General features: G+C 56.8%; 26 protein-coding genes and 1 riboswitch. Of the genes, 12 read left to right on the top strand and 14 right to left on the bottom strand.

Annotated elements, in window-relative coordinates; genetic code table 11:
• The 6 genes from E8E78_RS11620 to E8E78_RS11595 form a co-directional block, all read left to right on the top strand.
• On the top strand, positions 1-621 hold a 621-nt coding region (locus E8E78_RS11620; RefSeq protein ID WP_280337112.1), incomplete at its 5' end, for an ArsB/NhaD family transporter.
• Between the two features lie 14 nt (positions 622-635).
• On the top strand, positions 636-1,106 hold the full coding sequence (locus tag E8E78_RS11615; protein WP_212628233.1) for an arsenate reductase ArsC: 471 nt from the start codon (positions 636-638) through the stop codon (positions 1,104-1,106).
• A gap of 23 nt (positions 1,107-1,129) precedes the next feature.
• Positions 1,130-1,843 carry an arsenical resistance protein ArsH gene (arsH, locus tag E8E78_RS11610; RefSeq protein ID WP_027917258.1) on the top strand — a complete coding sequence of 238 codons (714 nt, stop codon included), beginning with the start codon at positions 1,130-1,132 and terminating at the stop codon, positions 1,841-1,843.
• A gap of 4 nt (positions 1,844-1,847) precedes the next feature.
• Positions 1,848-2,351, top strand: coding sequence for a cyclin-dependent kinase inhibitor 3 family protein (locus tag E8E78_RS11605; protein ID WP_010952947.1), 504 nt, complete (start codon positions 1,848-1,850; stop codon positions 2,349-2,351).
• 25 nt (positions 2,352-2,376) lie between these two features.
• Complete coding sequence (locus tag E8E78_RS11600) at positions 2,377-3,459, top strand: ArsO family NAD(P)H-dependent flavin-containing monooxygenase (protein WP_280337110.1); 1,083 nt, start codon at positions 2,377-2,379, stop codon at positions 3,457-3,459.
• Complete coding sequence (locus E8E78_RS11595; protein ID WP_212628230.1) at positions 3,452-4,012, top strand: arsinothricin resistance N-acetyltransferase ArsN1 family B; 561 nt, start codon at positions 3,452-3,454, stop codon at positions 4,010-4,012. The genes E8E78_RS11600 and E8E78_RS11595 overlap by 8 nt, the downstream gene beginning before the upstream one ends.
• A 674-nt stretch (positions 4,013-4,686) precedes the next feature.
• Here E8E78_RS11595 and E8E78_RS11590 read toward each other — a convergent pair.
• Entirely contained in the window at positions 4,687-5,481 is a 795-nt protein-coding gene (locus E8E78_RS11590) for a hypothetical protein (RefSeq protein WP_280313183.1), read from the bottom strand.
• A 190-nt stretch (positions 5,482-5,671) separates the two neighbouring features.
• Here E8E78_RS11590 and E8E78_RS11585 point away from each other — a divergent pair, with 190 nt between their 5' ends.
• From E8E78_RS11585 to E8E78_RS11575, 3 genes are all read left to right on the top strand, one after another.
• Positions 5,672-6,004 carry a transposase gene (locus tag E8E78_RS11585; RefSeq protein ID WP_053870528.1) on the top strand — a complete coding sequence of 111 codons (333 nt, stop codon included), beginning with the start codon at positions 5,672-5,674 and terminating at the stop codon, positions 6,002-6,004.
• Positions 6,001-6,336 (top strand): IS66 family insertion sequence element accessory protein TnpB, encoded by a 336-nt coding sequence (gene tnpB / locus E8E78_RS11580; RefSeq protein WP_028697114.1) that lies wholly within the window; start codon positions 6,001-6,003, stop codon positions 6,334-6,336. Before E8E78_RS11585 ends, tnpB begins: the two co-directional genes overlap by 4 nt.
• Positions 6,337-6,397: 61 nt before the next feature.
• Complete coding sequence (locus tag E8E78_RS11575) at positions 6,398-8,020, top strand: IS66 family transposase (RefSeq protein ID WP_033737846.1); 1,623 nt, start codon at positions 6,398-6,400, stop codon at positions 8,018-8,020.
• On the opposite strand, the gene ppa is transcribed toward E8E78_RS11575, so the two are convergent.
• The 3 genes from ppa to crcB are packed head-to-tail and all read right to left on the bottom strand — an operon-like array spanning position 7,979 to position 9,274.
• Positions 7,979-8,524: an inorganic diphosphatase gene (gene ppa, locus E8E78_RS11570; RefSeq protein ID WP_028697115.1), complete on the bottom strand. Its 546-nt coding sequence runs from the start codon at positions 8,522-8,524 to the stop codon at positions 7,979-7,981. The genes E8E78_RS11575 and ppa overlap by 42 nt on opposite strands.
• Positions 8,525-8,526: 2 nt before the next feature.
• Complete coding sequence (locus E8E78_RS11565; protein WP_028697116.1) at positions 8,527-8,880, bottom strand: DUF190 domain-containing protein; 354 nt, start codon at positions 8,878-8,880, stop codon at positions 8,527-8,529.
• 10 nt (positions 8,881-8,890) lie between these two features.
• Positions 8,891-9,274 carry a fluoride efflux transporter CrcB gene (crcB, locus tag E8E78_RS11560; RefSeq protein WP_028697117.1) on the bottom strand — a complete coding sequence of 128 codons (384 nt, stop codon included), beginning with the start codon at positions 9,272-9,274 and terminating at the stop codon, positions 8,891-8,893.
• Positions 9,275-9,415: 141 nt separating this feature from the next.
• A riboswitch (Fluoride riboswitch) is annotated at positions 9,416-9,477 on the bottom strand.
• 85 nt (positions 9,478-9,562) lie between these two features.
• On the opposite strand from crcB, the gene E8E78_RS11555 reads away from it, so the two are divergent.
• A complete protein-coding gene (locus E8E78_RS11555) occupies positions 9,563-10,138 on the top strand; it encodes a uracil-DNA glycosylase (protein ID WP_028697118.1) in 576 nt (191 codons plus the stop codon).
• A 3-nt stretch (positions 10,139-10,141) separates the two neighbouring features.
• Here the strand turns inward: E8E78_RS11555 and E8E78_RS11550 are convergent, their stop codons facing one another.
• The gene (locus tag E8E78_RS11550) at positions 10,142-11,314 is read right to left on the bottom strand and encodes a TDT family transporter (protein WP_028697119.1); all 1,173 of its coding nucleotides are present in this window, start codon (positions 11,312-11,314) and stop codon (positions 10,142-10,144) included.
• Positions 11,315-11,422: 108 nt separating this feature from the next.
• On the opposite strand from E8E78_RS11550, the gene E8E78_RS11545 reads away from it, so the two are divergent.
• Positions 11,423-12,316: a LysR family transcriptional regulator gene (locus tag E8E78_RS11545; protein WP_028697120.1), complete on the top strand. Its 894-nt coding sequence runs from the start codon at positions 11,423-11,425 to the stop codon at positions 12,314-12,316.
• A 162-nt stretch (positions 12,317-12,478) separates the two neighbouring features.
• Here the strand turns inward: E8E78_RS11545 and E8E78_RS11540 are convergent, their stop codons facing one another.
• The 6 genes from E8E78_RS11540 to E8E78_RS11515 form a co-directional block, all read right to left on the bottom strand.
• Entirely contained in the window at positions 12,479-12,928 is a 450-nt protein-coding gene (locus E8E78_RS11540; RefSeq protein ID WP_212628228.1) for a hypothetical protein, read from the bottom strand.
• A complete protein-coding gene (locus E8E78_RS11535; protein WP_280313191.1) occupies positions 12,929-14,929 on the bottom strand; it encodes an integrase in 2,001 nt (666 codons plus the stop codon).
• Complete coding sequence (locus E8E78_RS11530; RefSeq protein WP_280313193.1) at positions 14,922-16,496, bottom strand: site-specific integrase; 1,575 nt, start codon at positions 16,494-16,496, stop codon at positions 14,922-14,924. The genes E8E78_RS11535 and E8E78_RS11530 overlap by 8 nt, the downstream gene beginning before the upstream one ends.
• Positions 16,493-17,734 (bottom strand): site-specific integrase, encoded by a 1,242-nt coding sequence (locus E8E78_RS11525; protein ID WP_280313195.1) that lies wholly within the window; start codon positions 17,732-17,734, stop codon positions 16,493-16,495. The genes E8E78_RS11530 and E8E78_RS11525 overlap by 4 nt, the downstream gene beginning before the upstream one ends.
• A 129-nt stretch (positions 17,735-17,863) precedes the next feature.
• A complete protein-coding gene (locus tag E8E78_RS11520; protein ID WP_016497749.1) occupies positions 17,864-18,415 on the bottom strand; it encodes a single-stranded DNA-binding protein in 552 nt (183 codons plus the stop codon).
• A gap of 9 nt (positions 18,416-18,424) precedes the next feature.
• Positions 18,425-19,819 carry an MFS transporter gene (locus E8E78_RS11515; protein WP_016497748.1) on the bottom strand — a complete coding sequence of 465 codons (1,395 nt, stop codon included), beginning with the start codon at positions 19,817-19,819 and terminating at the stop codon, positions 18,425-18,427.
• A 129-nt stretch (positions 19,820-19,948) separates the two neighbouring features.
• Here E8E78_RS11515 and uvrA point away from each other — a divergent pair, with 129 nt between their 5' ends.
• Entirely contained in the window at positions 19,949-22,783 is a 2,835-nt protein-coding gene (uvrA, locus tag E8E78_RS11510; protein ID WP_061202635.1) for an excinuclease ABC subunit UvrA, read from the top strand.
• A gap of 70 nt (positions 22,784-22,853) precedes the next feature.
• On the opposite strand, the gene bfr is transcribed toward uvrA, so the two are convergent.
• The 3 genes from bfr to rplQ form a co-directional block, all read right to left on the bottom strand.
• Positions 22,854-23,318 (bottom strand): bacterioferritin, encoded by a 465-nt coding sequence (gene bfr, locus E8E78_RS11505; protein ID WP_003255449.1) that lies wholly within the window; start codon positions 23,316-23,318, stop codon positions 22,854-22,856.
• A gap of 163 nt (positions 23,319-23,481) precedes the next feature.
• Complete coding sequence (locus tag E8E78_RS11500) at positions 23,482-24,921, bottom strand: catalase (RefSeq protein WP_280313290.1); 1,440 nt, start codon at positions 24,919-24,921, stop codon at positions 23,482-23,484.
• Positions 24,922-25,092: 171 nt separating this feature from the next.
• Positions 25,093-25,479 carry a 50S ribosomal protein L17 gene (gene rplQ, locus E8E78_RS11495; protein WP_003255451.1) on the bottom strand — a complete coding sequence of 129 codons (387 nt, stop codon included), beginning with the start codon at positions 25,477-25,479 and terminating at the stop codon, positions 25,093-25,095.
• Between the last annotated feature and the right edge of the window lie 29 nt (positions 25,480-25,508).

The raw sequence follows: 25,508 nt of genomic DNA, 5'->3' as shown, positions 1-25,508 counted from the left end.
GCGACGTTCGTTGCCGGCTGGTGGGTGCTTGCGCTGTTGCTGGTCGGCTTCTTCGCCATCGAGCCGCTGGGTGTTCCGATCAGCGCCATCGCTGCTGCCTGCGCGCTGATCCTCTACCTGATCGCCGCTCGCGGGCATGTGATTTCTACCCGCAAGGTGCTCAAGGACGCGCCTTGGCAGGTCGTGGTGTTCTCGCTTGGCATGTACCTCGTGGTCTATGGCCTGCGTAACGCCGGCCTCACCGACTACCTGACGCAGATCCTCAATGTCTTCGCCGGCTACGGGATCTGGGGCGCATCCCTCGGGACGGGGCTGCTCGCCGCTGGCCTGTCGTCGGTCATGAACAACATGCCCACTGTGCTGGTAGGCGCCCTGTCGATCCATTCCGCCGAGGCCACCGGCATCGTGCGCGAGGCCATGATCTACGCCAACGTCATCGGCTGTGACCTTGGTCCGAAAATCACCCCAATCGGCAGCCTGGCCACCTTGCTGTGGCTGCACGTGCTGGCCCGCAAGAACATCGTCATCACCTGGGGTTACTACTTCCGCACCGGCATCGTTCTGACGCTGCCGATCCTGCTTGCCACCTTGGCCGCATTGGCCATCCGCCTGAGCTTTTGAACCGGAGATACCTGATGAAAGTCTTGTTCATGTGCACCCACAACAGCTGCCGCAGCATCCTGTCCGAGGCGCTGTTCAATCACCTGGCCCCCGAGGGTATGGAAGCTGTGAGTTCTGGCAGCTTCCCAAGCGGCAAGGTCAATGAGCGGGCACTGAAAATCTTGGAAGCCGCCGGTATCCCCACCGCTGGTCTTTCAAGCAAGGCCTCGGATGCCTTCGAGAGTTCTCCTCCCGACATCGTTGTCACCGTGTGCGACCGCGCTGCCGGCGAAGCCTGCCCGATCTTCTTCGGGCCATCGCTCAAAGCCCACTGGGGCCTGGCCGATCCTTCAGCGGTCACCGGGAGTGAGACAGAAATCGAAGAAGCCTTCCAGACCACACTTGCGAAGATCGATGAGCGCGTGCGCGCCTTCATTGCGCTGCCTTTCTCGCAACTGAGCCAGGACGAACTGAAAGCCGAACTTGCCCGCATCGGCGCGCTGTAGGCCCTGGATCAATGGAGACCGAAATGAACGACCACCTGCCAAATGTCCAACCAGAACTGATTGATCTGCCGTCGCTGGAGCGGCTGGCGCCGAAGGATCCTTCTACACACAAACCGCGCATCCTGCTGCTGTATGGATCGACCCGCGAGCGCTCATTCAGCCGCTTGATGGTCCAGGAAGCTGCGCGCCTGCTGGAAGAGTTTGGCGCCGAAACCCGTATCTTCGACCCTTCCGGCCTGCCGCTGCCGGATGACGCTCCGGACTCCCACGAGAAGGTGCTGGAACTCCGCGAGCTGATGCAATGGTCCGAGGGCCAAGTGTGGTGCTCCCCCGAGCGTCACGGCTCAATGAGCGCTGTCTTCAAAGCGCAGATCGATTGGGTACCGCTGGCCATAGGCGCCGTTCGCCCAACCCAGGGCAAGACCCTCGCGGTGATGCAGGTGTGTGGAGGCTCGCAGTCTTTTAACGTGGTGAACCAACTGCGCGTGCTTGGCCGCTGGATGCGTATGTTTACCATCCCGAACCAGTCGTCGGTGCCAAAAGCCTTTCTGGAGTTCGATGAAGCGGGACGCATGAAACCGTCGTCTTTCTACGATCGGCTGGTCGACGTGATGGAGGAACTGACCAAGTTCACGCTGCTGCTGCGTGATCGCCAGGATTACTTGGTAGACCGCTACTCCGAACGCAAAGAGTCGGCGGAAGAACTATCCAAGAGAGTCAATATTCGGTCTATTTGAGGTCATGAGCATGTCGCATCCTTACTCATTGAAATCCTTGCCCCATGCTCCGGGTGTCCTGATTTTTACGCCTTGTCCGGGCACCCAGACCAGCGCTCTCGCTGAAAGCCTGGATACGCTCAAGCAGGCCGGTGCCGTAGCGCTTGTTACTCTGATGTCGGACGCAGAGCTTCAGGAAAACGGAGTTGCCCAGCTTGGCATCGCGGCCAAGCAGCATGGGTTGGAGTGGTTCCAGCTGCCGATCGAGGATGATCAGGCTCCTGATCAAAACTTCGAGGCTCGGCTGGGAGAGATTCGCCACCAGTTGGACGCTTTGCTCGCTTCCAACAAGGCCCTGGCAATCCACTGCAAGGGCGGCTCCGGCCGCACCGGGCTGTTCGCTGCCCGTCTGCTGATCGAATCCGGAATGCCGCGCCGCGAGGCGATCGCCTGGGTGCAGGAGCTTCGCCCTCGGGCGATTCAGAAGCCTGCGCACATCAACTACATCAACCAGTTCGGCGAAGACTGAGCGCTCCAGCCAGACAGGAGAAACCATGGCCACCGAAGGCGAACTACTCGATGTCATCGTGATTGGCGGCGGGCAGTCCGCGCTGACGGTGGCTTATTTTCTCAAGCGAGCCAAGCTGTCGTTCCTGTTGCTCGATGCCGAAGAGGCTGCGGGCGGGGCTTGGCGCCATGGCTGGGACTCGCTGACGCTGTTCTCGCCCTCCGCATGGAGCACGATCGCGGGCTGGCCGATGCCGCCAGTCACCGAAGGTAATCCCGATAGGGATCACGTGGTCAGCTATCTGGAGCAGTACGAGGCACGCTACGGGTTTTCTATCGTTCGTCCCGTCAGCGTCACGTCTGTGGAGCGGACCGGGCGTGGTCTTCGTGTACGCTCGAAGGACCGCGACTGGGAGGCTCGTGTCGTCATCAGCGCAACGGGGACCTGGAGCAACCCCTATATTCCGGCCTATCCGGGGATAGAGCTGTTCCAGGGACAGCAGATTCACTCCGCCCATTATCAATCACCCGAGGCTTTCCAAGGAAAGCGCGTGCTGGTCGTTGGTGGTGGCAACTCGGGGGCGCAAATCTATGCGGAGCTGTCCGAGGTCGCCGACGCAACGTGGGTAACCACGGAGGAACCGGCGTTTCTGCCTGATGACGTTGATGGCCGGGTGCTGTTCGAACGGGCTACCGAGCGCCTCAAGGCTCAACAGGAGGGCCGTGTTATCGACGCACCGGTCGGTGGGCTTGGCGATATCGTCATGGTGCCCTCAGTGGTCCGGGCTCGCGAGCGCGGGGCCCTTCGTGCTGTAAGGCCTTTTACCTCATTCACGCCGGACGGGGTCGCTTGGCTCAACGGTGAGAAAACCCAGGTCGATGCTGTGGTCTGGTGTACTGGGTTCCGGCCGGCGCTGGATCATCTGAAGGCACTGGACGTGCTGGATGACAACGGTAGGGTCGAGGTTGATGGGGGGCACTCTATTCGCGAGCCGCGCCTCTGGCTGGTCGGATATGGCGACTGGACCGGCCTGGCCTCGGCGACGTTGATCGGCGTCACCCGTACCGCGCGTAGCACGGTCAACGAAGTAGTTGAACACCTGAACAGCTTGGAGCAGCCGGATGCATAGCGGAATCGATATTCGTGTCGCCAGACCAGAGGATGCAGAAGAGATCCAGATCATCTACGCGCCCATCGTGCTCAACACGGCTATCTCATTCGAAGAGGCAGTGCCGAGCGTGGAGCAAATGCGTGAGCGGATCTCCACGACGCTGCAAACCTACCCGTATCTGGTGGCTGTGCGAGAAGGACGAGTAGTCGGCTATGCCTACGCCAGTCAGCACCGCGCGCGTGCGGCGTACCGGTGGGCGGTGGATGTGACGGTGTATGTCGCTGAAGGGCAACGCCGCAGCGGGATTGCTCGCCAACTCTATGACGTGCTGCTGCCGGTTCTGAAGCGTCTGGGATATCGCTCGGCGTATGCCGGCATTGCCTTGCCGAATGAAGGCAGTGTCGGGCTGCACGAGCGACTCGGCTTCCAGCACATCGGTACGTTTCCGCAGGTCGGATTCAAGCTCGGTGCTTGGCATGATGTGGGGTATTGGCGGTTTGATTTCGGTGACGAAGGCCTTCACCCCGAGGCTCCATTAAGCTTCCTATCCCATATCCCAATGCCACGTTAGAGGGTCCCAGTGAGTTTAGCTGTCTTCCGCGAAAGGCAGCTATGGGTCGACACCTGCCGATCAAAACGTACCCATGCGCTGGTCACATCCGATGCAAATGGCTGGTCAAGACGAATGCAAACAGGTGGTCAAGTGGGACGCAAACGCTTGGTCAAGTCAGGTGCAATTTCCCATCTCCGCTCATTGCTTAAGACCTGACCTGAGAACCTATTAGGCAGACTGCCCCTGGGTCCGAGCCCAACTGTGACCGCCCGTCCATACTGAGCCACGAAAGCCACAATCACGATCTGCCGCGTCAGAAGGACTCACTGACCTCAAGTGAGCAATGTGCAGATTATGCACCTTGCTTCCCTGCATCCGCCCTTGGGGCGGACCCGCACTCGGTGTCACACATCACCGGCCTTCGGCCGAATGAACCCAGCGGCAGGTGGCCTCCCATGAATGCAGCTCTGGTTCCTCGGACGCTGGCTATGTGATCACCCAGACCGATTGACCAAGCGGACCTCGCGTTGCACTCTCCGTCACTCCGGCGTGTCCCGCTGATCGTGCTGAATGACGGCTGGCGTACGTTGATCAGTCCGATTCACCCGGTTCGATCCATGCGCCCAACTCCCTGGATAATTCCGCTCCAGGAGCGGGTATCGCCTTATCCACTCCACCATTCCCGCTCAGCGTCATGGCCTGCGCAGTATGTTTCCGAAGGGGGACACAACAGATCGGCGAATAATGGATGCCTTTGCGAGCTGTCGAGCAAAGTAGAAATTGGTAGAGCGGGTGATCGCGGTCTGATTGATCACCGCCACCTCGTCATCTGTGAGCACGCAATCAGGCATGTCAGCGACGATAGCCACCCGAGGGGACACAGGGACGATCATCATATCCTCGAAGCTGTCCGGTACTAAGAAATGGTGGACGGGAGACCTTACGATTCCCCACTGCATCGATTCGTTCGCCTGTATGAAGTTGTCCTGGTAGCCGATGACATGGATGCCGGCCAGGAATCGCCCCTTCATCACTCCATCGGATGCGTACAGAGTATGCTTACTCTCCAGCACCTCTTGCTCAGCCTTCGTCAGTGTCTCGCTGGTCACACCGTTGAGCGTCACATCGTCTAGACCCTCATTCCGGAATCGTTGACGCGTCCGCCAGAGAGAGAAAAATTCCTCAACAACTCGCTTTTCCCAAATCCCTATTTTGGTCACCCTCCCCCACTCGATGGCATCAGCCAGTGTTTGGAATCGGTCCTCAATCTGCTTTCCTATCACAGCCTCAGTTCGCTGATCCCACACGCGCTGGGCACAGAAAATCGGATTGTTGGGTTTGAGTCGCATGACCTTCTGATGCGGGATTGAGAAAACCTCCACACTGCCATCCATGCCTGCAAATCGCTGGATACTGGCTTTGGGGAAGACATGCTGATTGATCGTGAATCGGTGGGGGTTGCCAGGCTGGGTAGGCTCATACTTCACTTACAGACCCTCTAGATCGAGAAACTGAGGTGAATTGTAGTGAGGAACCTCAGTTCAGCATTGCACAGGCAGTGACCTGAGGAGTGACGTATCCGTCCGGCAAACACACCTTCCCGACACTACCGCCGAAGGCCATGGTGTCCACCTAATTTAAGTGGACACCAGTTCTAGCCTTTTAAGCGGGTATTTCATGCAGCCAACACGTCGCACCTATTCCAAGTCTTTCAAAGCCCAAATCATTCAAGACTGCGCCCACCCCGGCGCCTCGATTGCCAGCATCGCGCTCAGCCACAGCCTCAACGCAAACCTCGTCCACAAATGGATTCGGCTCCAAGCGCAGAAAAGCACAGCCCTGCAACCTGCATTTGTTCCATTACCTGTTTCGCTGACCAGCGCGAACTTGCACCCGGCAGGATTTAGCATCTGCGTTGAAATCCAGCATCCGCGCGCCACCATCAAAGTAAACTGGCCCACTGAACATGCGGCTACCTGCTCGACTTTTCTTCAAGACCTACTCCGATGATTCGCATCGACGCCATCTGGCTCGCCACCGAGCCTATGGACATGCGCGCGGGCACTGAAACGGCGTTGGCCAAGGTGATTGCGGTGTTCGGTGCGGCGCAGCCGCACTGTGCTTATCTGTTCGCCAACCGCCGCGCTAATCGCATGAAAGTTCTGGTGCATGATGGCTTCGGCATGTGGCTGGCGGCGCGGCGACTGAACCAAGGCAAATTCCACTGGCCTGGCGTTCGCCATGGCGCTGAAATGGAGTTGGATACCCAGCAACTTCAGGCATTGGTGTTGGGTCTGCCATGGCAGCGCGCAGGTGCTGGAGGTTCGATCACACTCCTTTAACGGCTGCCATTAGCCTATCGCTCTATCGCCGCGATTGGCCTGCTCGGGCAATATCGGCGCCATGAATTTACTACCCGATCTCGATCATTTGCCCCCTGAACAATTGCGCGCCTTGGCGGGGCAGTTGATGCAGCGTGTCGCGACACTCGACCAACAAATCGAGACGATGGGTAAGACCGTTGATTTCATGGGCAAGAAGATCGGCCAAGACAAAACGCTGATCGAGAAGCTGACCTTTGAGATCGCCCAGCTCAAACGTCTGAAGTTTGCCAAGCGCAGCGAACAGATGAATCCCGAGCAGGCTAGCCTGCTCGATGATCTGATAGACACCGACATCGCTGCGATTGAAGCTGAGCTTCAGAGCTTGCAGGCCGTGATAACTCCGACCGAGAAAAAGCAAACGCCCAAGCGCAGGGCTTTGCCGGCAGAGTTTCCACGCACACTGATCCATCACGAGCCAGAAAATACCCACTGCCCATGCGGCTGCGCCCTCAAGCGCATCGGCGAGGACTTCAGCGAGAAACTGGACTACACGCCCGGTGTGTTTACCGTTGAACGTCATGTGCGTGGCAAATGGGTTTGTGACGACTGCGAAACGCTGATCCAAGCACCCGTTCCGGCGCAAGTCATTGATAAGGGCATCCCGACTTCGGGCCTGCTCGCCCACGTCATGATCGCCAAGTTTGCCGACCATCTGCCGCTTTACCGTCAGGAGTCGATCTTCGGTCGAGCTGGCCTGGCGATTCCACGCTCAACCCTGGCTCAATGGGTGGGCGTGACGGGCGTACAGTTGCAGCCACTGGTCGACGCGCTGCGCGACGTGGTACTCGGGCAGCAGGTCATTCATGCCGATGAAACACCCGTGCAGATGCTCATGCCGGGAACGAAGAAGACTCACCGTTCCTATGTATGGGCCTATGCCACCAGCCAGTTCTCGGACGCGGCAGCGGTGGTGTACGACTTCAGTCTCAGCCGTGCCGGAGAGCATGCTCGCAATTTTCTGCAAGACTGGAAAGGCAAACTGGTCTGTGATGATTTTGGCGGCTACAAAGCCAGCTTCGAACTTGGCGTGACCGAAATCGGCTGCATGGCCCATGCGCGGCGTAAGTTCTTTGAACTGCACGCCACGAACAAAAGCACGCTGGCTGAGCAGGCCCTGCGTTATATCCAGTTGTTGTACGAAATCGAGAGCGAAGTCCGCGATCTTGAGCCGGATGCGCGACGCCGAATACGGCAAGAAAAAGCCATCCCTGTGATGGAAAAGCTGCATGCCTGGATGATTGCCCAGCGCGATCTTGTGCCCGAGGGCTCAGCCATCAGCAAAGCACTCGATTACAGCCTGAAACGCTGGACAGCGCTGTCGCGCTACCTCGATGACGGAGCTGTACCCATAGACAACAACTGGGCAGAGAACCAGATCCGACCATGGGCTCTTGGGCGTAAGAACTGGCTCTTTGCGGGCTCATTGCGCAGCGGTAAACGTGCGGCTGCAATTATGAGCTTGATCCAGACGGCACGGCTCAATGGACATGATCCGTATGCGTACCTAAAGGACGTGCTCACCCGCCTGCCAACACAGCGGGCGAGTGAGATTACTGAGCTACTTCCGCATAAGTGGGTTCACTCTAACAGTCCAGATTCTCTAGTGAGACATCAGCCTCTTTGGAACGTAGGCAGCTACTGACTTGCGGATTTCTTCCCTAGCCTCATCTGCGCTACCCCATCGCCCCATCTTTACCCACTTACCCGGTTCCAACGCCTTATAGTTTTCGAAGAAGTGCTGGATCTGCGCGAGGAGTAATGCAGGCAGGTCTGAGCACTCCTTAACGTCGCTGTACATAGAGCTGAGTTTTTCATGAGGCACTGCGATCACCTTGGCATCCGCTCCAGCTTCGTCCGTCATGTACATCACACCAACCGGGCGACTACGAATGACAACGCCAGGTGATACCGGGTAAGGACAAATCACTAGGACGTCGAGAGGATCGCCGTCATCGCTCAGTGTATTTGGAATGAACCCGTAGTTGGCCGGGTAGAACATCGGCGTGCTGAGGAAGCGGTCAACGAAGATCTGTCCGCTTGGCTTGTCCACCTCGTACTTGATCGGCGAGTGGTTTGCAGGGATCTCAATAACGGTGAAGAAGTCATCGGGAATCGCTTTACCAGCTGAAATGTCCGTATAGCTCATGTTCATAGCTCCGAAGTTGTAGACGGGGCTGCGCTGGAAGGCGCTTTTCCAAGTGTGCCCATCTCGATTGGCGTTTTTGTGAAAAACACCGAAATTTCCTCACAGTCCAGTCGCTTGAATAATAACTCTGACTCCTCCTCCGTCATTGCCAAGCGAATCTCGGTAGGTTGATCAGCCAGCTCAAAAAAGTGCGATGAGTGAAGTTTTCCAGTGTGTCCAAAACCTTCGATTCCGGTGCATAGCGTGGCACCGCGCAGCCCCATTTCCTTAGCTATGTCGACGATCCATTCGCCGAGCATCTTTCCTTGATAACGACGGTTTTGTTGGGTGAAGAAAACGACCATATAGCCTTTCATTTCAATTTCCTCAGCGAGTACCAATCATTTGGTAGGAAAGTAGTCCGGCAGCGGTCATCGCTAACGAACCTACAACGTGCAATGAAATTGAGCCGAGCGCCCACAGCAATCTTCCTTCTTGGATGAGGGCAACTGTTTCGGCTGAAAAGGTGGAAAAGGTGGTAAGTCCCCCACAAAAGCCCGTGATTATCAGCAAGCGCCATTCTGGACTTAAGGAGGGAGATGCGGCCAAGAGCGCGATGGCTAGGCCAATGATGTATCCCCCGACCATGTTCGCCACTACAGTGCCTGGGGGAATAGTCGGGAACAGAGCGTTGAGCTTCATACCCAAGAGCCAGCGCAACCAGGCACCAAGTGATGCGCCGATGGCGATGACAAAGAGTGATTTCAGCATGACTGCAAATCTCCTCGAAGCTGGTAGGGCCGAGGAGGTGCTGATAACCGCAGATTGCGATAGAGAGTTAATACGGAATTTTGAGTCAATTTCCTGTCCTAGATTCGCGGACAGGGGGCACACCTACGCACCCTGTCCAGGGTTCACGTAGGCATCATCAGCACGGGGCGGTTGTGAGGAGGAATGCCATCTCCTTAGAAGCAACATATCACTCGCGCGATTGTCACGTAAATAGTGCTTCGCAATCGTTGACGCGAGCACGGTTTCCCCTCGACGCCTAGAGACTAGATGAATATTCAAGATACCCGCAGACATCGTCTGTACTCCCAGCCTGCTGGTATTCTGAACAAGTGGGTAGACGCCCGGAGCCTGGGAGCTAGACGACTGCCGTACTTTGATCCGCTGGATGGTGGGGTCGATGCGTCTGTTCTGATATTGCTGGAATCTCCGGCCAGGGATTGCTCGTGGCCACGCTTCGTTTCCCGCGACAACACAGGGCCCTCCCAGCGCAACCTGAAGCGCTTCCTTGAACAGGCGTGCCTCGCGCGTGAGCAGACCATTTTGTGGAATATCTATCCGTGGCTGCCGAAGCTGGACAGTCCTGCCGAAGCGATCACCCGCTCGAAAATCACAGAGGGCGTCACACTGCTGAAAGAGGTAATGGATCTGCTCCCGTGCCTGCGCGTCGTGGTCTTGGCTGGACGCGTGGCTCAAAGAGCGGCACCCGAAATCGAGCATCATCGCCCCGAGGTCAGGCTGTTCGCCATGCCGCACCCAAGCCCGCTTTCGGTGTGTCAGCATCCTGATGTCGCTAAAGACATTGTCGCCACGCTGGCCCGGGCGGCGAACGTGGCGAGTGTCTGATCGTTAGCGACTGGCGCGTTTGGCGTTCAGCGACGCGATACAAGGCGATACAAATAGATTGCCACGGTATGCACCGGCAGCGGTTTTGGTCGCAACCACCAGCCACATGATGGCCAACATCATCACCAGGATAATGCCCAGCACATCAAAAAAGGCCAAGTTCAGCGTCGCGCCGAGCTTCAGCGTGGTCACCGCATATACCCCCAGCGGGAATGTGAAGCCCCACCAGCCAAGATTGAAGGGTATGCCGCCCTTGGCATAACGCGCGGTGATCAACAGCGCCAACAGCATCCACCACAAGCCCAAGCCCCAGAACAGGACACCCGATACTACCCCGATACCCCCGGCCACCACGCCGGCGCCTGACATGCCGTGGGCAGCGAAGATTGCCGGTGCATCGTTACCAATGACCAACATGCCCAGAGCGCCCGTGCCAATTGGCCCCAGCGATAACCAAGACGACGCCGCCATGCTCTCATGGGGCAATTTATGAAGTGCCAGACGCAGTACCAGAATAACCAGTATGCTTAAGGCAACTGGAACCGAGTAGGCCCACAAGACGTAGCTGGTGATCAGCATCGTGAACTGAGCACTGGTATCAGCCAGATGCGGTGCGATGGTACCGCCGCTCGCCGCTGCCACTTCCGCCGCTACCACAGGAAGCAGCCATACAGCAGTCATCTGATCGATGCTGTGCTCCTGCCGGGTAAACATCATGAACGGGATCAGCACCCCACACGCCAGTGCCATGGCGACGTCCAGCCACCAGAGCGCATGGGCCAAGGGGATCACACCGTCTCCCCAGTTCGGCAGGCCGTACTGAACCAAGCCGTTGATGATCGTTGCCAGGCCCATCGGTATCGTGCCGAAAAACATCGAAACCGTGGAATGCCCAAAGATCTGTTTGGCCTCATCGAAGAAGAACACCCAGCGGGCGGCGTACATCAGGGTAAAGACGGTAAACAGCAGGATATTGAACAGCCAAAGCGCCTCCCCAATACCTGTAAGCAGCATACTGTGACCCGGCAACTGCCCCAGGGCCAAGGCCAGAATGCCGGTGCCCATCGTTGCGGCAAACCAGTTAGGCGTGAACTGTCGAATCGCTTCCTTGGGATTGGAAAGCGCCGAGAGCGGCTGGCCGCCCTGCATGACCTTGATAAGGCTGATCTCGCGCATAAAACCTCCGAATGATTGCGATGCGGCAACAGGTTCAGAATAGCGGCATGCATCTATCTGGAAAAACGGATATTTTGAATATGGCATACCTATTTTCAAGGTAAGAAAGTGAAGCTCACACTTCGGCAACTCCACATCTTCCGCGCTATCGCCCAGCTGGGTTCAACCACCCAAGCCAGCGCAACCCTCGCTCTTTCGCAGTCAGCCACCAGCGCAGCACTCCAAGAACTCGAAGGCGCATTGGATATTCGACTCTTCGACCGCGTCGGCAAACGCCTGGTGCTCAACGAAAACGGCCAGGCACTATTGCCCAAGGCTATCCGCCTGCTGGAGGCTGCACTGGAGATCGAGGGTGGTTTTCGGACTGACGTGGTCGCGCGGCTGCGGGTAGGTTGCAGCACGACGATTGGCAACTACATCATGCCGCTGCTGATGCAACACATGGCCGAGCGTGCCGGCGGGACACAGATCGATGTCATCCTGGGCAACAGCGCAGAGATCGCCCGGCAGGCGGCACAATTGTCAATTGACGTTGGCCTGGTCGAGGGGCCGAGCCATCAGCCCACTCTGGCCGTGCAGCCCTGGTGTGAAGACGAGTTGATCATTGTCGCAGCGGCAGATGACCCTCTGGCACACAAGGGGCGGCTTTCGCTTAGTGACCTGCAAGAAGCGCGCTGGCTGGTACGCGAAGAGGGATCGGGTACGGCTGAAGAGGTTCAGCGCTGGCTTTTTCCACACCTGGGTGCCTGGCGCAATGCCCGGCAGATTGGCAGTTCAGAAGCTATCAAGCGGATGGTCTCGGCTGGCGTCGGAATCAGTTGCCTTTCCTATTGGGTGGTTGGAGATCTCATCGCCGAGGGGAGCCTGATCTCGTTGAACCACATGATTCCTGAGCACAAACGGCAGTTGCACGCGATTTATCACAGAGACAAGTTTATCTCCCGCTCTCTTGAAACCTTTTTCAGTGTGATCAAGGATTTCGCGTCGGCCAATGCGAGATGACGGTCAGACCACGCGATGCCCTCATCAAAATGGAAGACGTGTTCACCAGCCGCTTACGGAGTGACGGGGCTCCCGCCATGAAGACCCAACCGCTGGGCTCCTCCTGCTCTAGGAGCAGGTCTATCACACAGAAATATTCAGAAGGCCGCCCGTAGGCGACACTCATGATTTCCTCGACCTCACTAGCTTCGGCCTAGCGCGTATTGGGGCATCAGAACGCTCACGATCGATGAATGGCAATGGACGGTTCAGCTGCGACTCATGTAAGCCTTCAATCGACGCGTTGTATTGCCACGTTAGAAATTTTTCCAGCAATTGAGAGTTCTCAGCCTTCAACGCCTGGATTTCCGACTCCAAACGGGCAATCCGGTCCCCCGCAATTTTTAAACTTGAAGGCGTAGGAATTCGAACGACCTCTTCAGTCGCTGTCTTCTTTGCCTGAGCAAAAGCGCGTTTAATTTCAAGATGAGAGGAGAGTGACTGGCGCGTGGGACGCTTCCCTACAAGCCCAGCCACTTTGTCGCAAAGTAACTCCCAATTTAAAGCACCTTCCCAGCTCAACAAGGTGTCAGCAATTGCGTGAATATCGTCCTTGGTCAGGTGCTTGGCCATTTACAGCATCTCCATCAAACTTGCCAAACGGTTACTCGGTTCTTCCGAAATCGATTTCGTATGCATTTCACCGCGCGCACGAAGCGCACGTGCAGAATGACTTGGCTGATTTTCTCGACGTAGCCTGATGAAAGACCCTTCAGGCACACTTTCGTCTTTTAAAATCCCGACCAATTCCCGCATCCTCGCAGCAGACAAGCTATGATGCTCGACCCACCGATCAGCACCGTAATGCCCTTCCTGCATAGCGGCCTCCGAAGCAGCTAGCTGCTCCTCAATGTCAGCCAATTGCGATTCTATCTCCTCTTTAGTATCTGGCCGTTTTTCGCACAAATGCTCATTGCAGTTTAAGCAATCTCGGAATTGACCGCACGGGGCTGCGGCAAAATCATGAAGGCAGAATCCATAGCGCGACCTATGCACAGGCCCTTTTGGAGCTAATTCGTAAGCTTCCCGGCTTACCGGCTCACAATGGATCAAGACCGACTGATCATAACCAGCGGCAAGCTGCACCGCCTCGTATTTGGCAGCTAACTCCTTCGGCGTGAGGTGATTGTAGACACGGTTCTGTTTGGGATCAGCACGTCCTGCGAATCGAGCGATATCGTCTTCCGAAAGGCCACCCCGATGCCCCATCGTGTCGATCATATGGCGCATCTGGTGCGTCGTGATCTTCATCTCCGAACCATCTGAATGACGGAATCCATACCGAGCGAAGATACTTGTGTGCTGCCCTTCCTCTAAGCTTTCTCGCGGAGACAGATCGTTATTTACGATGTTCACACTTGGCAGCCAGGGCAATACCCGCAGCGTTCCGCGCTGTGCATGCAGCCGGTTCCTCTGCATAGCGAAAAGAGCATCGCCGTAATTAACGCCCGCTTTTTTACTAACCACCGGGAATTTTTCATCAACTCGATCCTTGAGTTTATCCCACAACGTGTCCAGCGTAATTACATCACCCCTCTTAAAACCATACAGATAGTAAATACGCTGCTGAGCTTCGCTTGGCGACAATTCAAAACCCAGAGCTTCGCATGCCTCTACCTCAGTCAGAGGTTTAGTTCGATCCTTATGCCTTGAATCGGGGTGAATAAACATCTGATCAGGATTAGCCTCAAGCCATTTCCCTAACGCTCTGCCTTCATCGGTGATAGTCCTAATACGCCTCAAGGCTTCTTGAACAATTGGCACCATAACGGTAGGAACAGGCTTTAAGTTTACGCCGAACCCTTTACCAGAAAAGTAGCCTATTCGATAAACCGGATCACCATGCTTATCGACATCGTGATGCTCACAACGATTCGGCAAACGCAAAACCTCAGAAATGCGAACGCTACCGCTCATCAGCAATGCAAAAACACTGGTGGTGAATATGTCCCTTGGGTCGTCACCTATATTGGCAAAAATGTCCGCGAGCGCCAGCACGGCATCAGGATGAGGAAGCTTTTTATCCCTTGCCTCAGCAGCCTTTTTTCCTGTCTTCTCTGAGCCCTCAGGCCGGGGGATTGGGTTCACCCACGTTGAGCAAGACGTAGGAACCAAATCGTTATCGCTTACAAATTTTGCTAGTCGCTGAAGCTCACGGCCACACTGGTACGCAGCAGATACGTAATACTCCCGTGCGACTAGAGCAGCTTGATCAAGCACAGAGCTATTTAACTTTAAGATATCGGGCTGACCGTGTAACTCGGTCAGTACCTTCTCTAATACCTTAAGTGCCTTGCTCTCATTTTTAGTGCCAGTTGGGTTATGACCTTGCTGATACCTGAAATAGGCTTTGGCAAAGGAAATGAATGGCTCCCCCATTTTGTCTTCGATGCTCGTAGACCGAGAACCGGAGCCTAATTTGGTAAAATTAGCAGCCTTCGGCCATAGCCAAGCGTCGAAATCCAGCTCCTTCCCAAACACCGTTAATTCATCCCGGCATTTATTGATGAATTCCTTTAGATTTTCTTGAGCACTAAGCTCCGCCTTGCTTGTGAAATAAAACAAATTACTCATTTTCTTTAGACCTCTTACGTTCGTCACACTTACGAATTACTTCCGCAATTGCCACGATCGTGCGATCCAGCACAGCAGCAACAGTTAAATCACCCGTTTCAGCAAGAATTTGCTCACGTTCTTCGATCAGCTCTATATAAAGTTCTTCGTGAGGCCCATCCAGCCAAGGTTGAAAATTGACACAGGTGTAGCACGGGCGGGGGGCATTCATTCCGCAATAAGAAAAATTACCACAGGTGCCCACCCCGCACTTCTTATGTTTAATTCGGCTCGAAGGATCTGAACCGCGCAAAGCATCAAGCTCAGAATCCACTAGCGTGCCAGCGAAAGCTTGAGCATAGACCGCAAGCTGGAACCCCAAAGCTTCATCAATTTTCTTAAGATGTTCAGGGACATTCTCAGTGTATACATCAACATGCTGCGTGTCGCTATGGTCAAGAAGCTCAGCAATGACATATTTACTCACACCTTCGCGAGCTGCGCGAGTACCAAGCGTATACCTGAATCGTTTAGCGAAAACATGCAGTGCATCATTAGTTCGCTCCGAAATAACACCCAGGCTCTCTACGGTCGCAGTAAGCGTTTGAGTAAAAACTTGAGTTCGAATATGCAAGACATCTGTAGGAAGGGCCTTAATCAGTTCGTCATTCGTGGCAACCGGCAGTACACGCTTGGTGGGGAATAAAGGAAGCATTTTCTGTTGTTCAACGGTCAGCATGAATCCAGCCGTTTCAAATCTCTGCCAGACTTTTTGCTTATGGCTTTCCAGAAGCTCCCACATGGACCTTGTTAGCTGATATGTTTTAAACTCGTCCCGGAACGACCCACCTTCCTGCTTTGCCCTAGGAATGTGGAGAAAGTAGTCTTCGCCTCCATCATCGAGAGGCACGGAAATCAGATCCCCGCACTTCAAATGTGTGAGCTGTGTTGGGCGGCGACCTGTGCAGGCAAGGATCAGACAAACACAGAGGTCAAAGAGATCAATTGCGCCTGATTCATATCCAAAAACCAGGCGATCATTGAATTCAGCAAATTCAAAATCTGAAAGCGCCCCTTTTTCAGGGTCCATAGACTTAATTGCCAAGCCCTTTTCGCGCCCGCGAAGCCTCCAACCATCCAACATCGTAACGACTTCTTTCGTTACGCCTGGAAAGCCAAACACATGCCACCGCCTGAAGAAAGGACGGAGAATTTGCAAGTACTCTTGATTATCACCAATCGCTGACTTGAAGTTAATTAACTGGGAGGTATCAATTTTCCCACTTGTAGCTTCAAAGTATTTCCATAGAGCGTTCGTGACTGCGAATACCGATGCAGGCGAGAAATTTGTGCAATAATGCGCCAGCATTTTGCGGACAGCCTCCCTGTATTCCAGCGGCGTTCTACTCATGACCAAGTCTAAATTTAGCGTATGGTCTTTACTGAGATGCCAGCTAGGCGCGCTTGGAGAAAACTCCCAGTCCATAACAGATCGAAGAGTAGTCTTATCACTTGCAATCAGATCATGAAAGGATTGCTGTTCCGCTTGAGATTCTCTCATGCCAGATGTGGCGATAACTGGCATCATGATTTGAACTCCGGAATCTTCATATTTTCTTCTTGCATCTTCAAGCTATGCTCGTTGGCCTTTTTCTCTACGTATCTTTGAATATAGTGTTTTGCGCTTCCACTGCCAAATTTCCATCCCATTAATTGGGAGCGCATGAGTTCCTCTTCTGGCTCACTCACACCGGCTGTCTCCATAAGCCTGGAGAATCTCTCATTCCAGTAATGCCTCAAATCGTGACCACTGAAATCTGCAAGTGGGGGGACCGCCTCGCGCAAGCTGTTGACGATATTTTTATAATTCACGATCGAAAGAGGCTGCCCTTGGGTAGGCCCCGACTTATGCGTCACAAAGACGAAACCATGTCTTTTGGCACCCGGCACGTGGCGTCGATAATCGGTAATGTAGCGACGCAATTCGTTCATCAGCACGGTCTTTACAGGCAGTAGTCGATCCTTGGTTTTTACCAGTGGCTGATCGGGCCTAGGATCGTCTTTCTCGTCCGCACGCCGCATTACGGAGAGTTGGTTCGCACCGAAGTCCAGGTCTTCAATTTTCAGATTCAGCAATTCACCGCGCCGTATGCCAAGCTCGTACATCACAGAAAATAATAAGCGGTTCCTGACCTGCGTGGCAGGATCTTCCCAAATGTTGAGTCTTGAGCCAGGGCGGAGCAGTTCGATTACTGCCGCTACCCCCACATCACTGAGACCCCTTTTCCTTTTTAGAGTGTTCCGTTTTTTATTGATTGGACGCAGTTCCTTCAAGGCCTGAAGGATACGAGCCAGCTCATCTGGATCGCGGGGCGCACGCAGATATTGCTTCGCTAGCCAATCGAGGTATTTGGTAGCTACGCCAACCCTGGCGTGCATGACCTCCTTCGACACCGGTGCTCGAATGGAGAAGAAAGAGATTCCATGCTTCTTTTCAGGCTGATCAAGCAATCGACGCTGGAATGCCCCTCTGAGCGCCTCTACCTCAAACGGTTCCAGGACGTACCCTGCCGACATGCGAGCCAATAGGTCCACACCTGCTTCGTCCATGGCTTGGAGGAATGCACAAAGGTGACCTGCGGAGTTCGTGAGCGTTGAAGACGAGCGGCTGCTGTTCCTCACCTGGGTCGTGAGATACAGATTGGGATAGTAGAGAGGCATCCCCTTTCCATCGATAACGACGCAGGACCGCTCCCCCTCCCTGAAGGTGAAGTTTTTGACTTTCGCCACCCTGGCCGGTGTGACTGATAAATTCTTTACAACCATGACCAACTATCCTCCCGGCCAAGCATGACCGTCTAATTTTTACTTATTTTTGGGCATAGAAAAAGCCCCAGGGGCCTAGCACCTGGGGCTTTCGGAGAAAAACTTTACAGTTTAGGTCTCAGCTATATCCTAGAACGGAATATCGTCATCGAAGCTGTCGAAGTCAGCGGCCGGCTGCGGTGCAGGCTGCTGGGGCGCTGGGCGCTGAGGGGCCTGTTGCGGGCGCTGGGCCTGCTGGCGAGGCGGTGCCTGGTTGTACTGTTGCTGCTGGCCGCCACCCTGGTTGTAGTTGCCGCCACCCTGGTTGTACGGGTCGCCGCCTTGCTGCTGGCCTTGCGGACGGCCGCCAAGCAGCTGCATGGTGCCGTTGATGTCGACGATGATCTCGGTGGTGTAGCGCTTGATACCGTCTTTTTCCCACTCGCGGGTCTGCAGCTTGCCTTCGATGTAGCACTGCGAACCCTTGCGCAGATACTCGCCGGCAATTTCGGCAACCTTGCCGAACAGCGACACACGGTGCCACTCGGTACGCTCGACCTTCTGGCCCGACTGCTTGTCGGTCCACTGCTCGCTGGTGGCCAGGCTCAGGTTGGTCACGGCGTTACCGTTGGGCAGGTAGCGGACTTCGGGATCCTGGCCACAGGTGCCGACCAGAATGACTTTGTTAACCCCACGGGCCATAACGTTCTCCTAGGCTTCGCACGCCGAAGAGGCCGGGTTAACCAGGCGCTCGAGGGTCGTACGGTCCAAAATTTTCGTATCCAGTTTGATATAGATGGCGGCTTCCTCAGCCACCACAACGGCGTCGGTCACACCCGGCACGGCCATCAGGCGCTCGGTCAGGCCGGCTTCCCGGACTGCCTCTGGCGTCAGCGGCATGCGCAGGCTGGTCACATAGGGCGGCTCGTTCATGCGAAGCGCGACGACCAGCCAGATGGCACACAGTACCGCACAACCGAGGAACACCATGTTCAGCCCGCCGTGCTGGAACAACCAGCCACCAAGGATTCCTCCCAAGGCAGCGCCAAGGAACTGGCTGGTGGAATAAACCCCCATTGCCGTCCCCTTGCCACCGGCAGGCGACACCTTGCTGACCAGCGAAGGCAGCGAAGCCTCCAGCAGGTTGAATGCGGTAAAGAATACCACGGTGCCAATCACCAGTCCGCGCAAACCGTCAGCCCACTCCCAGAAGTATATCTCTGTCAGCAGCAGGACACTGACCGCACCGGCCAACACACGTTTCATCTTGCGCTTCTTTTCGCCGTAGATGATGAACGGGACCATTGCAAAAAATGAGATGAACAACGCGGTCAGGTACACCCACCAGTGTTGCTCTTTGGGCAGGCCCCCGCGCTCGACGAAGGCCAGTGGCAATGCGACGAAGCTGGCCATGAGAATGGCGTGCAGAACAAAAATGCCCACGTCCAGGCGCAGAAGGTCCGGATGGCGCAGGGTCGGGCCTATGGCCTGGCGCGCTACACCCGATTCGCGGTGCTGCAGGATGCTGTGCGAGTTGGGCACGACAAACGCGACCAAGAGGATGCCGACCAGGGCGAGACCCGCCGTGGCCAGGAACAATCCTGACAAACCAAAGGCACTTGTCAGCAATGGGCCGACGACCATGGCGACCGCGAACGACAGGCCGATGCTCATGCCGATCATGGCCATGGCCTTGGTCCGGTGTTGCTCGCGAGTGAGGTCGGACAGAAGCGCCATGACTGCGGCAGAAATCGCCCCCGCGCCCTGCAGGATACGCCCGGCGATCACCCCCCAGATGGAGTCGGCCTGAGCCGCCAGCACACTGCCCAGGGCAAAGATCACCAGCCCCAGGTAAATCACCGGCCGACGGCCGATGCGGTCGGAAATCATGCCGAACGGGATCTGCAATACCGCCTGGGTCAGGCCATAGGCACCGATGGCCAGGCCGATCAGCGCTGGCGTGGCGCCGGCCAGGTCCATGCCGTAGGTGGCCAGCACCGGCAAGACCATGAACATGCCCAGCATACGAAAGGCAAAGACCAGGGCAAGGCCGCCAGCGGCGCGGGTTTCGCCGCCACTCATGCGCTCGTTGTGGGTGTCGTGCATGGATTAACCTCGTGTGAACCGGCGGCGATTCTATCAGTCCGACAGCTTGACGGCATCTACGCGACGCTTTGCCGCGTCATACTGGCGCGCCGTATACTTCCTTGTTTATGCCCGCCAAGCGAGGCCGCAGTGGACAAGATCCTGATTCGTGGGGCACGTACCCACAACCTGAAGAACATTGACCTGACCCTGCCCCGGGACAAGCTGATCGTGATCACCGGCCTGTCCGGTTCCGGCAAGTCGTCCCTGGCGTTCGATACCTTGTACGCCGAAGGCCAGCGCCGCTACGTGGAGTCGCTGTCGGCCTACGCCCGGCAGTTCCTGTCGATGATGGAAAAGCCCGACGTCGACACCATCGAAGGCCTGTCGCCGGCCATTTCCATCGAGCAGAAATCGACCTCGCACAACCCACGCTCCACGGTGGGCACCATCACCGAAATCTACGACTATCTGCGCCTGCTGTATGCCCGCGTCGGCACCCCTCGTTGCCCGGACCACGATATCCCGCTGGAGGCGCAAACGATCAGCCAGATGGTCGACTTGGTGCTGGAGCGCCCGGAAGGCAGCAAGCTGATGCTGCTGGCACCGGTGGTGCGCGAGCGCAAGGGTGAGCACCTGGCGGTGTTCGACGAGCTGCGCGCCCAGGGCTTCGTCCGCGCACGGGTAAACGGCAAGCTTTACGAGCTTGATGAACTGCCGAAGCTGGACAAGCAGAAGAAGCACAGCATCGATGTAGTGGTAGACCGTTTCAAGGTCCGCGCCGACCTGCAGCAGCGCCTGGCCGAATCGTTCGAGACCGCACTCAAGCTGGCTGACGGCATCGCCCTGGTAGCGCCAATGGACGACGAAGAAGGCGAAGAGATGATTTTCTCCGCCCGCTTCGCCTGCCCGGTCTGCGGCCATGCCATCAGCGAGCTGGAACCGAAGCTGTTCTCCTTCAACAACCCGGCTGGCGCCTGCCCGACCTGTGATGGCCTGGGGGTCAAACAGTTCTTCGACACCAAGCGCCTGGTCAATGCCGAACTCACCTTGGCCGAAGGCGCGATCCGTGGCTGGGACCGGCGCAACGTGTACTACTTCCAGATGCTTGGCTCGCTGGCTGCGCATTACGGCTTCAGCCTGGAAGAACCGTTCGGCGAGCTGTCGGCCGAGCACCAGAAGGTCATCCTGCAAGGCAGTGGCAAGCAGACTGTCGACTTCAAGTACCTCAACGACCGTGGCGACATCGTCAAGCGCTCGCACCCGTTCGAAGGCATCGTGCCAAACCTTGAGCGCCGCTACCGCGAGACCGAATCGGCCACTGTGCGTGAAGAGCTGGCGAAGTTCCTCGGCACCCAGCCCTGCCCGGATTGCCGCGGTACCCGCCTGCGCCGCGAGGCGCGGCATGTATGGGTAGGCGAAAAGACCCTGCCGGCGGTGACCAACCTGCCGATCGGTGAAGCCAGCAACTATTTCGGCGAGCTGACCCTCACCGGCCGCCGTGGCGAGATTGCCTCAAAAATTCTCAAGGAAATCTGCGAACGCCTGCAGTTCCTGGTCAACGTCGGGCTCGACTACCTCACCCTCGACCGCAGCGCCGATACCCTGTCCGGTGGCGAAGCGCAGCGTATCCGCCTGGCCAGCCAGATCGGCGCCGGTCTGGTCGGGGTGATGTACATCCTCGATGAACCGTCCATCGGCCTTCATCAACGCGACAACGACCGCCTGCTGGCCACCCTCAACCACCTGCGCGACCTGGGTAACACGGTGATTGTGGTGGAGCATGACGAGGACGCCATTCGCCTGGCCGACTACGTGGTCGACATTGGCCCGGGTGCCGGGGTGCACGGCGGCCAGATCGTCGCCGAGGGCACGCCGCAGGAGGTCATGGACCACCCTGACTCGCTGACCGGCAAGTACCTGTCCGGGCGCAAGAAGATCGTCGTGCCGGCCAAGCGCACACCGCGCAACAAGAAGCTGCAGCTAAAGCTCAAAGGCGCGCGCGGCAACAACCTGCAGAACGTCGACCTGGAAGTCCCGATCGGGCTGCTGACCTGTGTAACCGGGGTATCCGGCTCGGGCAAGTCGACGCTGATCAACAACACCCTGTTCCCGCTGGCAGCCACTGCCCTCAATGGTGCAAGCACCCTGGAAGCGGCCGCGCACAGCAGCATGGACGGCTTGCAGCACCTGGACAAGGTGGTGGATATCGACCAGAGCCCGATCGGCCGCACCCCGCGCTCGAACCCGGCGACCTACACCGGCATCTTCACGCCGATCCGCGAGCTGTTCTCCGGCGTGCCGGAATCTCGCTCACGCGGCTACGGCCCGGGGCGCTTCTCGTTCAACGTCAAGGGCGGCCGCTGCGAGGCTTGCCAGGGCGACGGCCTGATCAAGGTGGAGATGCACTTCCTGCCAGACATCTACGTGCCGTGCGACGTGTGCAAGAGCAAGCGCTACAACCGCGAAACCCTGGAGATCAAGTACAAGGGCAAGAACATCCACGAGGTGCTGGAGATGACCATCGAGGATGCCCGCGAGTTCTTCGACGCAGTACCGGCGCTGGCGCGCAAGCTGCAAACGCTGATGGATGTGGGGCTTTCTTACATCAAGCTGGGGCAGTCGGCGACCACACTGTCTGGCGGTGAAGCGCAGCGGGTAAAGCTGTCACGCGAGCTATCCAAGCGCGATACCGGCAAGACCCTGTACATCCTCGATGAACCGACCACAGGCCTGCACTTTGCTGATATCCAGCAGCTGCTGGACGTACTTCATCGCCTGCGCGACCACGGCAACACCGTGGTGGTGATCGAGCACAACCTGGATGTGATCAAGACCGCCGACTGGTTGGTAGACCTGGGGCCGGAGGGTGGCTCCAAAGGTGGCCAGATCATTGCCTGCGGTACACCTGAAGAGCTGAGCGGGATGAAACAATCGTATACCGGGCATTACCTGAAACCGCTGCTGGAGCGGGATCGGGCCTGAGTGTTGCGACTGCAAAGAAAAAGCCCCTGGTACCGTTGGTGCCAGGGGCTTTTTTGAGTCTGTGGATAACTTACATCTGCGACTGCAGGTAGTTTTCCAGGCCAATGGCCTTGATCAACCCTTGCTGCTTCTCCAGCCAGTAGGTGTGATCTTCTTCGGTATCCGCCAATTGCGCACGGAGGATGTCACGGCTCACGTAGTCCTTGTGCAGCTCACACAGCTCGATGCCTTTGCACAGGGCGCCACGCACTTTGTACTCGAGCTTGAGGTCAGCCTCGATCATTTCCGGCACGGTGCTGCCGACCTCAAGGTCGTCCGCACGCATGTCGGGGGTGCCTTCGAGCATGAGGATGCGACGCATCAGGGCATCGGCGTGCTGCGTCTCTTCTTCCATCTCGTGGTTGATGCGCTCGTAGAGCTTGGACAGGCCCCAGTCTTCGTACATGCGCGAATGAATGAAGTACTGGTCGCGTGCCGCCAGTTCGCCCTTCAGCAGCGTGACGAGGTAGTTGATTACATCTGGGTGGCCTTGCATCGCCCTGGTTCTCCATGTGAAAACGTCTATGCCACATAGTGTGAACCAGCTTTTGCCTGCGGTCACTGAAAAACCCGCAATCAGAAGCAAAAAATCGGTTAAACAGTAGTGATATTCATTGAAAAACCGCCCAAATGAGGGCGGTTCTGCTTATCACTTAGAGTCAGGCCAGGTTGATGCCCAACGCCTTGGCAATCCCTTCGCCATAGGCCGGGTCAGCCTTGAAGAAGTACTGCAACTGGCGCTGGATCACGTCTCCGCTGACACCTGCCATGGTGCCGGCAATGTTGCTGATCAGCAGTGCCTTCTGCTCATCGCTCATCAGGCGGAACAACGCGCCGGCGTGGCTGAAGTAGTCGGTGTCCTCACGGTGATCGTAACGGTCTGCCGAACCGTTCAGGGCCAGCGCGGGTTCAGCATGGCGTGGCGACTGCTTCGGTGCCTCAGCGTAGCTGTTGGGCTCGTAGTTCGGTGCACTGCCGTAACTGCCAGTGGCCATGGAGCCGTCGCGCTGGTAGCTGTTGACTGCGCAGCGTGGGGCATTCACCGGCAAATGCTGGTGGTTGGTGCCCACACGATAGCGGTGTGCGTCTGCGTAAGCGAATACACGGCCCTGCAGCATGCGGTCCGGCGACAGCCCAACCCCTGGCACCATGTTGCTCGGCCCGAACGCAGCCTGCTCGACTTCGGCGAAGTAGTTGAGCGGGTTACGGTTGAGCTCCAGCACGCCCACCTCTATCAACGGATAATCCTTCTGCGACCAGGTCTTGGTGACGTCGAAGGGGTTCTCGTCGCGGCTGGCTGCCTCGGCTTCGCTCATCACCTGAATGCATACGGTCCAACGCGGGTAGTCGCCACGTTCAATGGCTTCGAACAGGTCGCGCTGGGCGTAGTCCGGGTCAGTACCCGCCAGGCGTGCAGCATCTGCCGGCGCGAGGTTCTTGATACCTTGTTGGGTCTTGAAATGCCATTTGACCCAGGTACGCTCGCCCTTGGCGTTGATCAAGCTGTACGTGTGGCTGCCGAAGCCGTGCATATAGCGATAGCCGTCCGGAATACCACGGTCCGAGAACAGGATGGTGACCTGGTGCAGCGCCTCGGGCGAGTGCGACCAGAAATCCCACATCATCTGGGCGTTCTTCAGGTTGGATTGCGGATGGCGCTTCTGGGTGTGGATAAAGTCCGGAAACTTCAGCGGGTCGCGAATGAAGAACACTGGCGTGTTGTTACCCACGATGTCCCAGTTGCCTTCCTCGGTGTAGAACTTGACGGCAAAGCCACGAGGATCTCGCTCGGTATCTGCAGAGCCACGTTCACCGCCAACAGTGGAGAACCGCAGGAAGGTATCTGTTTGCTTGCCGATCTGCTCAAACAGCTTGGCGCTGGTGTAGTGGGTTATATCGCGGTTGACGGTAAAGGTGCCATAGGCGCCCGAGCCTTTGGCGTGCACGCGGCGCTCAGGAATGTTCTCGCGGTTGAAATGTGCGAGCTTCTCGATCAGGTGGAAGTCGTCGAGCAACAGCGGGCCACGCGGGCCGGCGGAACGGGAGTTCTGGTTGTCGGCTACTGGTGCACCGCTGGCGGTGGTAAGAATCTTGCTCATGGGCTCTCCTTATCGGTCTTCAAGCGCCGGCTAATCGGCTTGGAGAGAGTATTGACGAGCAAGGTCACAGGGACAAATTCATTACATGACTTGTATCAATAGAAATTAACAATACAGGCAGACACAAAAAACCGGGCACTAGGCCCGGTTCTTTGTAGCAGACAGAACGTCTTACTCAGCAGCTTCTACAGCACCGCCGACCGGACGATCAACCAGCTCGACGTACGCCATAGGCGCGTTGTCGCCAGCGCGGAAACCGCACTTCAGGATGCGCAGGTAGCCGCCCTGACGGGTGGCGTAACGCTTGCCCAGGTCGTTGAACAGTTTGCCAACAGCGGACTTCGAACGGGTACGGTCGAAGGCCAGACGACGGTTAGCAACGCTGTCTTCCTTGGCCAGGGTGATCAGCGGCTCGGCAACGCGGCGCAGTTCCTTGGCTTTCGGCAGGGTGGTTTTGATCAGCTCGTGCTCGATCAGCGACACTGCCATGTTCTGGAACATAGCCTTGCGGTGAGAGCTGGTACGGCTCAGGTGACGTCCACTTTTACGATGACGCATGATTCATTCCTTACCAAACACTACGTTCG

Origin of the sequence: Pseudomonas sp. BN505, assembly GCF_029873175.1 — a bacterium.
Lineage (GTDB): Bacteria > Pseudomonadota > Gammaproteobacteria > Pseudomonadales > Pseudomonadaceae > Aquipseudomonas > Aquipseudomonas putida.
This window is presented reverse-complemented; position numbering and strand designations above follow the sequence as displayed.

Coding starts and splice junctions, on each gene's coding strand:
- E8E78_RS11615 (WP_212628233.1), top strand. CDS start 636: ATGAAAGTCTTGTTCATGTGCACCCACAACAGCTGCCGCAGCATCCTG.
- arsH (WP_027917258.1), top strand. CDS start 1,130: ATGAACGACCACCTGCCAAATGTCCAACCAGAACTGATTGATCTGCCG.
- E8E78_RS11605 (WP_010952947.1), top strand. CDS start 1,848: ATGAGCATGTCGCATCCTTACTCATTGAAATCCTTGCCCCATGCTCCG.
- E8E78_RS11600 (WP_280337110.1), top strand. CDS start 2,377: ATGGCCACCGAAGGCGAACTACTCGATGTCATCGTGATTGGCGGCGGG.
- E8E78_RS11595 (WP_212628230.1), top strand. CDS start 3,452: ATGCATAGCGGAATCGATATTCGTGTCGCCAGACCAGAGGATGCAGAA.
- E8E78_RS11585 (WP_053870528.1), top strand. CDS start 5,672: ATGCAGCCAACACGTCGCACCTATTCCAAGTCTTTCAAAGCCCAAATC.
- tnpB (WP_028697114.1), top strand. CDS start 6,001: ATGATTCGCATCGACGCCATCTGGCTCGCCACCGAGCCTATGGACATG.
- E8E78_RS11575 (WP_033737846.1), top strand. CDS start 6,398: ATGAATTTACTACCCGATCTCGATCATTTGCCCCCTGAACAATTGCGC.
- ppa (WP_028697115.1), bottom strand. CDS start 8,524: ATGAGCTATACGGACATTTCAGCTGGTAAAGCGATTCCCGATGACTTC.
- E8E78_RS11565 (WP_028697116.1), bottom strand. CDS start 8,880: ATGAAAGGCTATATGGTCGTTTTCTTCACCCAACAAAACCGTCGTTAT.
- crcB (WP_028697117.1), bottom strand. CDS start 9,274: ATGCTGAAATCACTCTTTGTCATCGCCATCGGCGCATCACTTGGTGCC.
- E8E78_RS11555 (WP_028697118.1), top strand. CDS start 9,563: ATGAATATTCAAGATACCCGCAGACATCGTCTGTACTCCCAGCCTGCT.
- E8E78_RS11550 (WP_028697119.1), bottom strand. CDS start 11,314: ATGCGCGAGATCAGCCTTATCAAGGTCATGCAGGGCGGCCAGCCGCTC.
- E8E78_RS11540 (WP_212628228.1), bottom strand. CDS start 12,928: ATGGCCAAGCACCTGACCAAGGACGATATTCACGCAATTGCTGACACC.
- E8E78_RS11535 (WP_280313191.1), bottom strand. CDS start 14,929: ATGAGTAATTTGTTTTATTTCACAAGCAAGGCGGAGCTTAGTGCTCAA.
- E8E78_RS11530 (WP_280313193.1), bottom strand. CDS start 16,496: ATGATGCCAGTTATCGCCACATCTGGCATGAGAGAATCTCAAGCGGAA.
- E8E78_RS11525 (WP_280313195.1), bottom strand. CDS start 17,734: ATGGTTGTAAAGAATTTATCAGTCACACCGGCCAGGGTGGCGAAAGTC.
- E8E78_RS11520 (WP_016497749.1), bottom strand. CDS start 18,415: ATGGCCCGTGGGGTTAACAAAGTCATTCTGGTCGGCACCTGTGGCCAG.
- E8E78_RS11515 (WP_016497748.1), bottom strand. CDS start 19,819: ATGCACGACACCCACAACGAGCGCATGAGTGGCGGCGAAACCCGCGCC.
- bfr (WP_003255449.1), bottom strand. CDS start 23,318: ATGCAAGGCCACCCAGATGTAATCAACTACCTCGTCACGCTGCTGAAG.
- E8E78_RS11500 (WP_280313290.1), bottom strand. CDS start 24,921: ATGAGCAAGATTCTTACCACCGCCAGCGGTGCACCAGTAGCCGACAAC.
- rplQ (WP_003255451.1), bottom strand. CDS start 25,479: ATGCGTCATCGTAAAAGTGGACGTCACCTGAGCCGTACCAGCTCTCAC.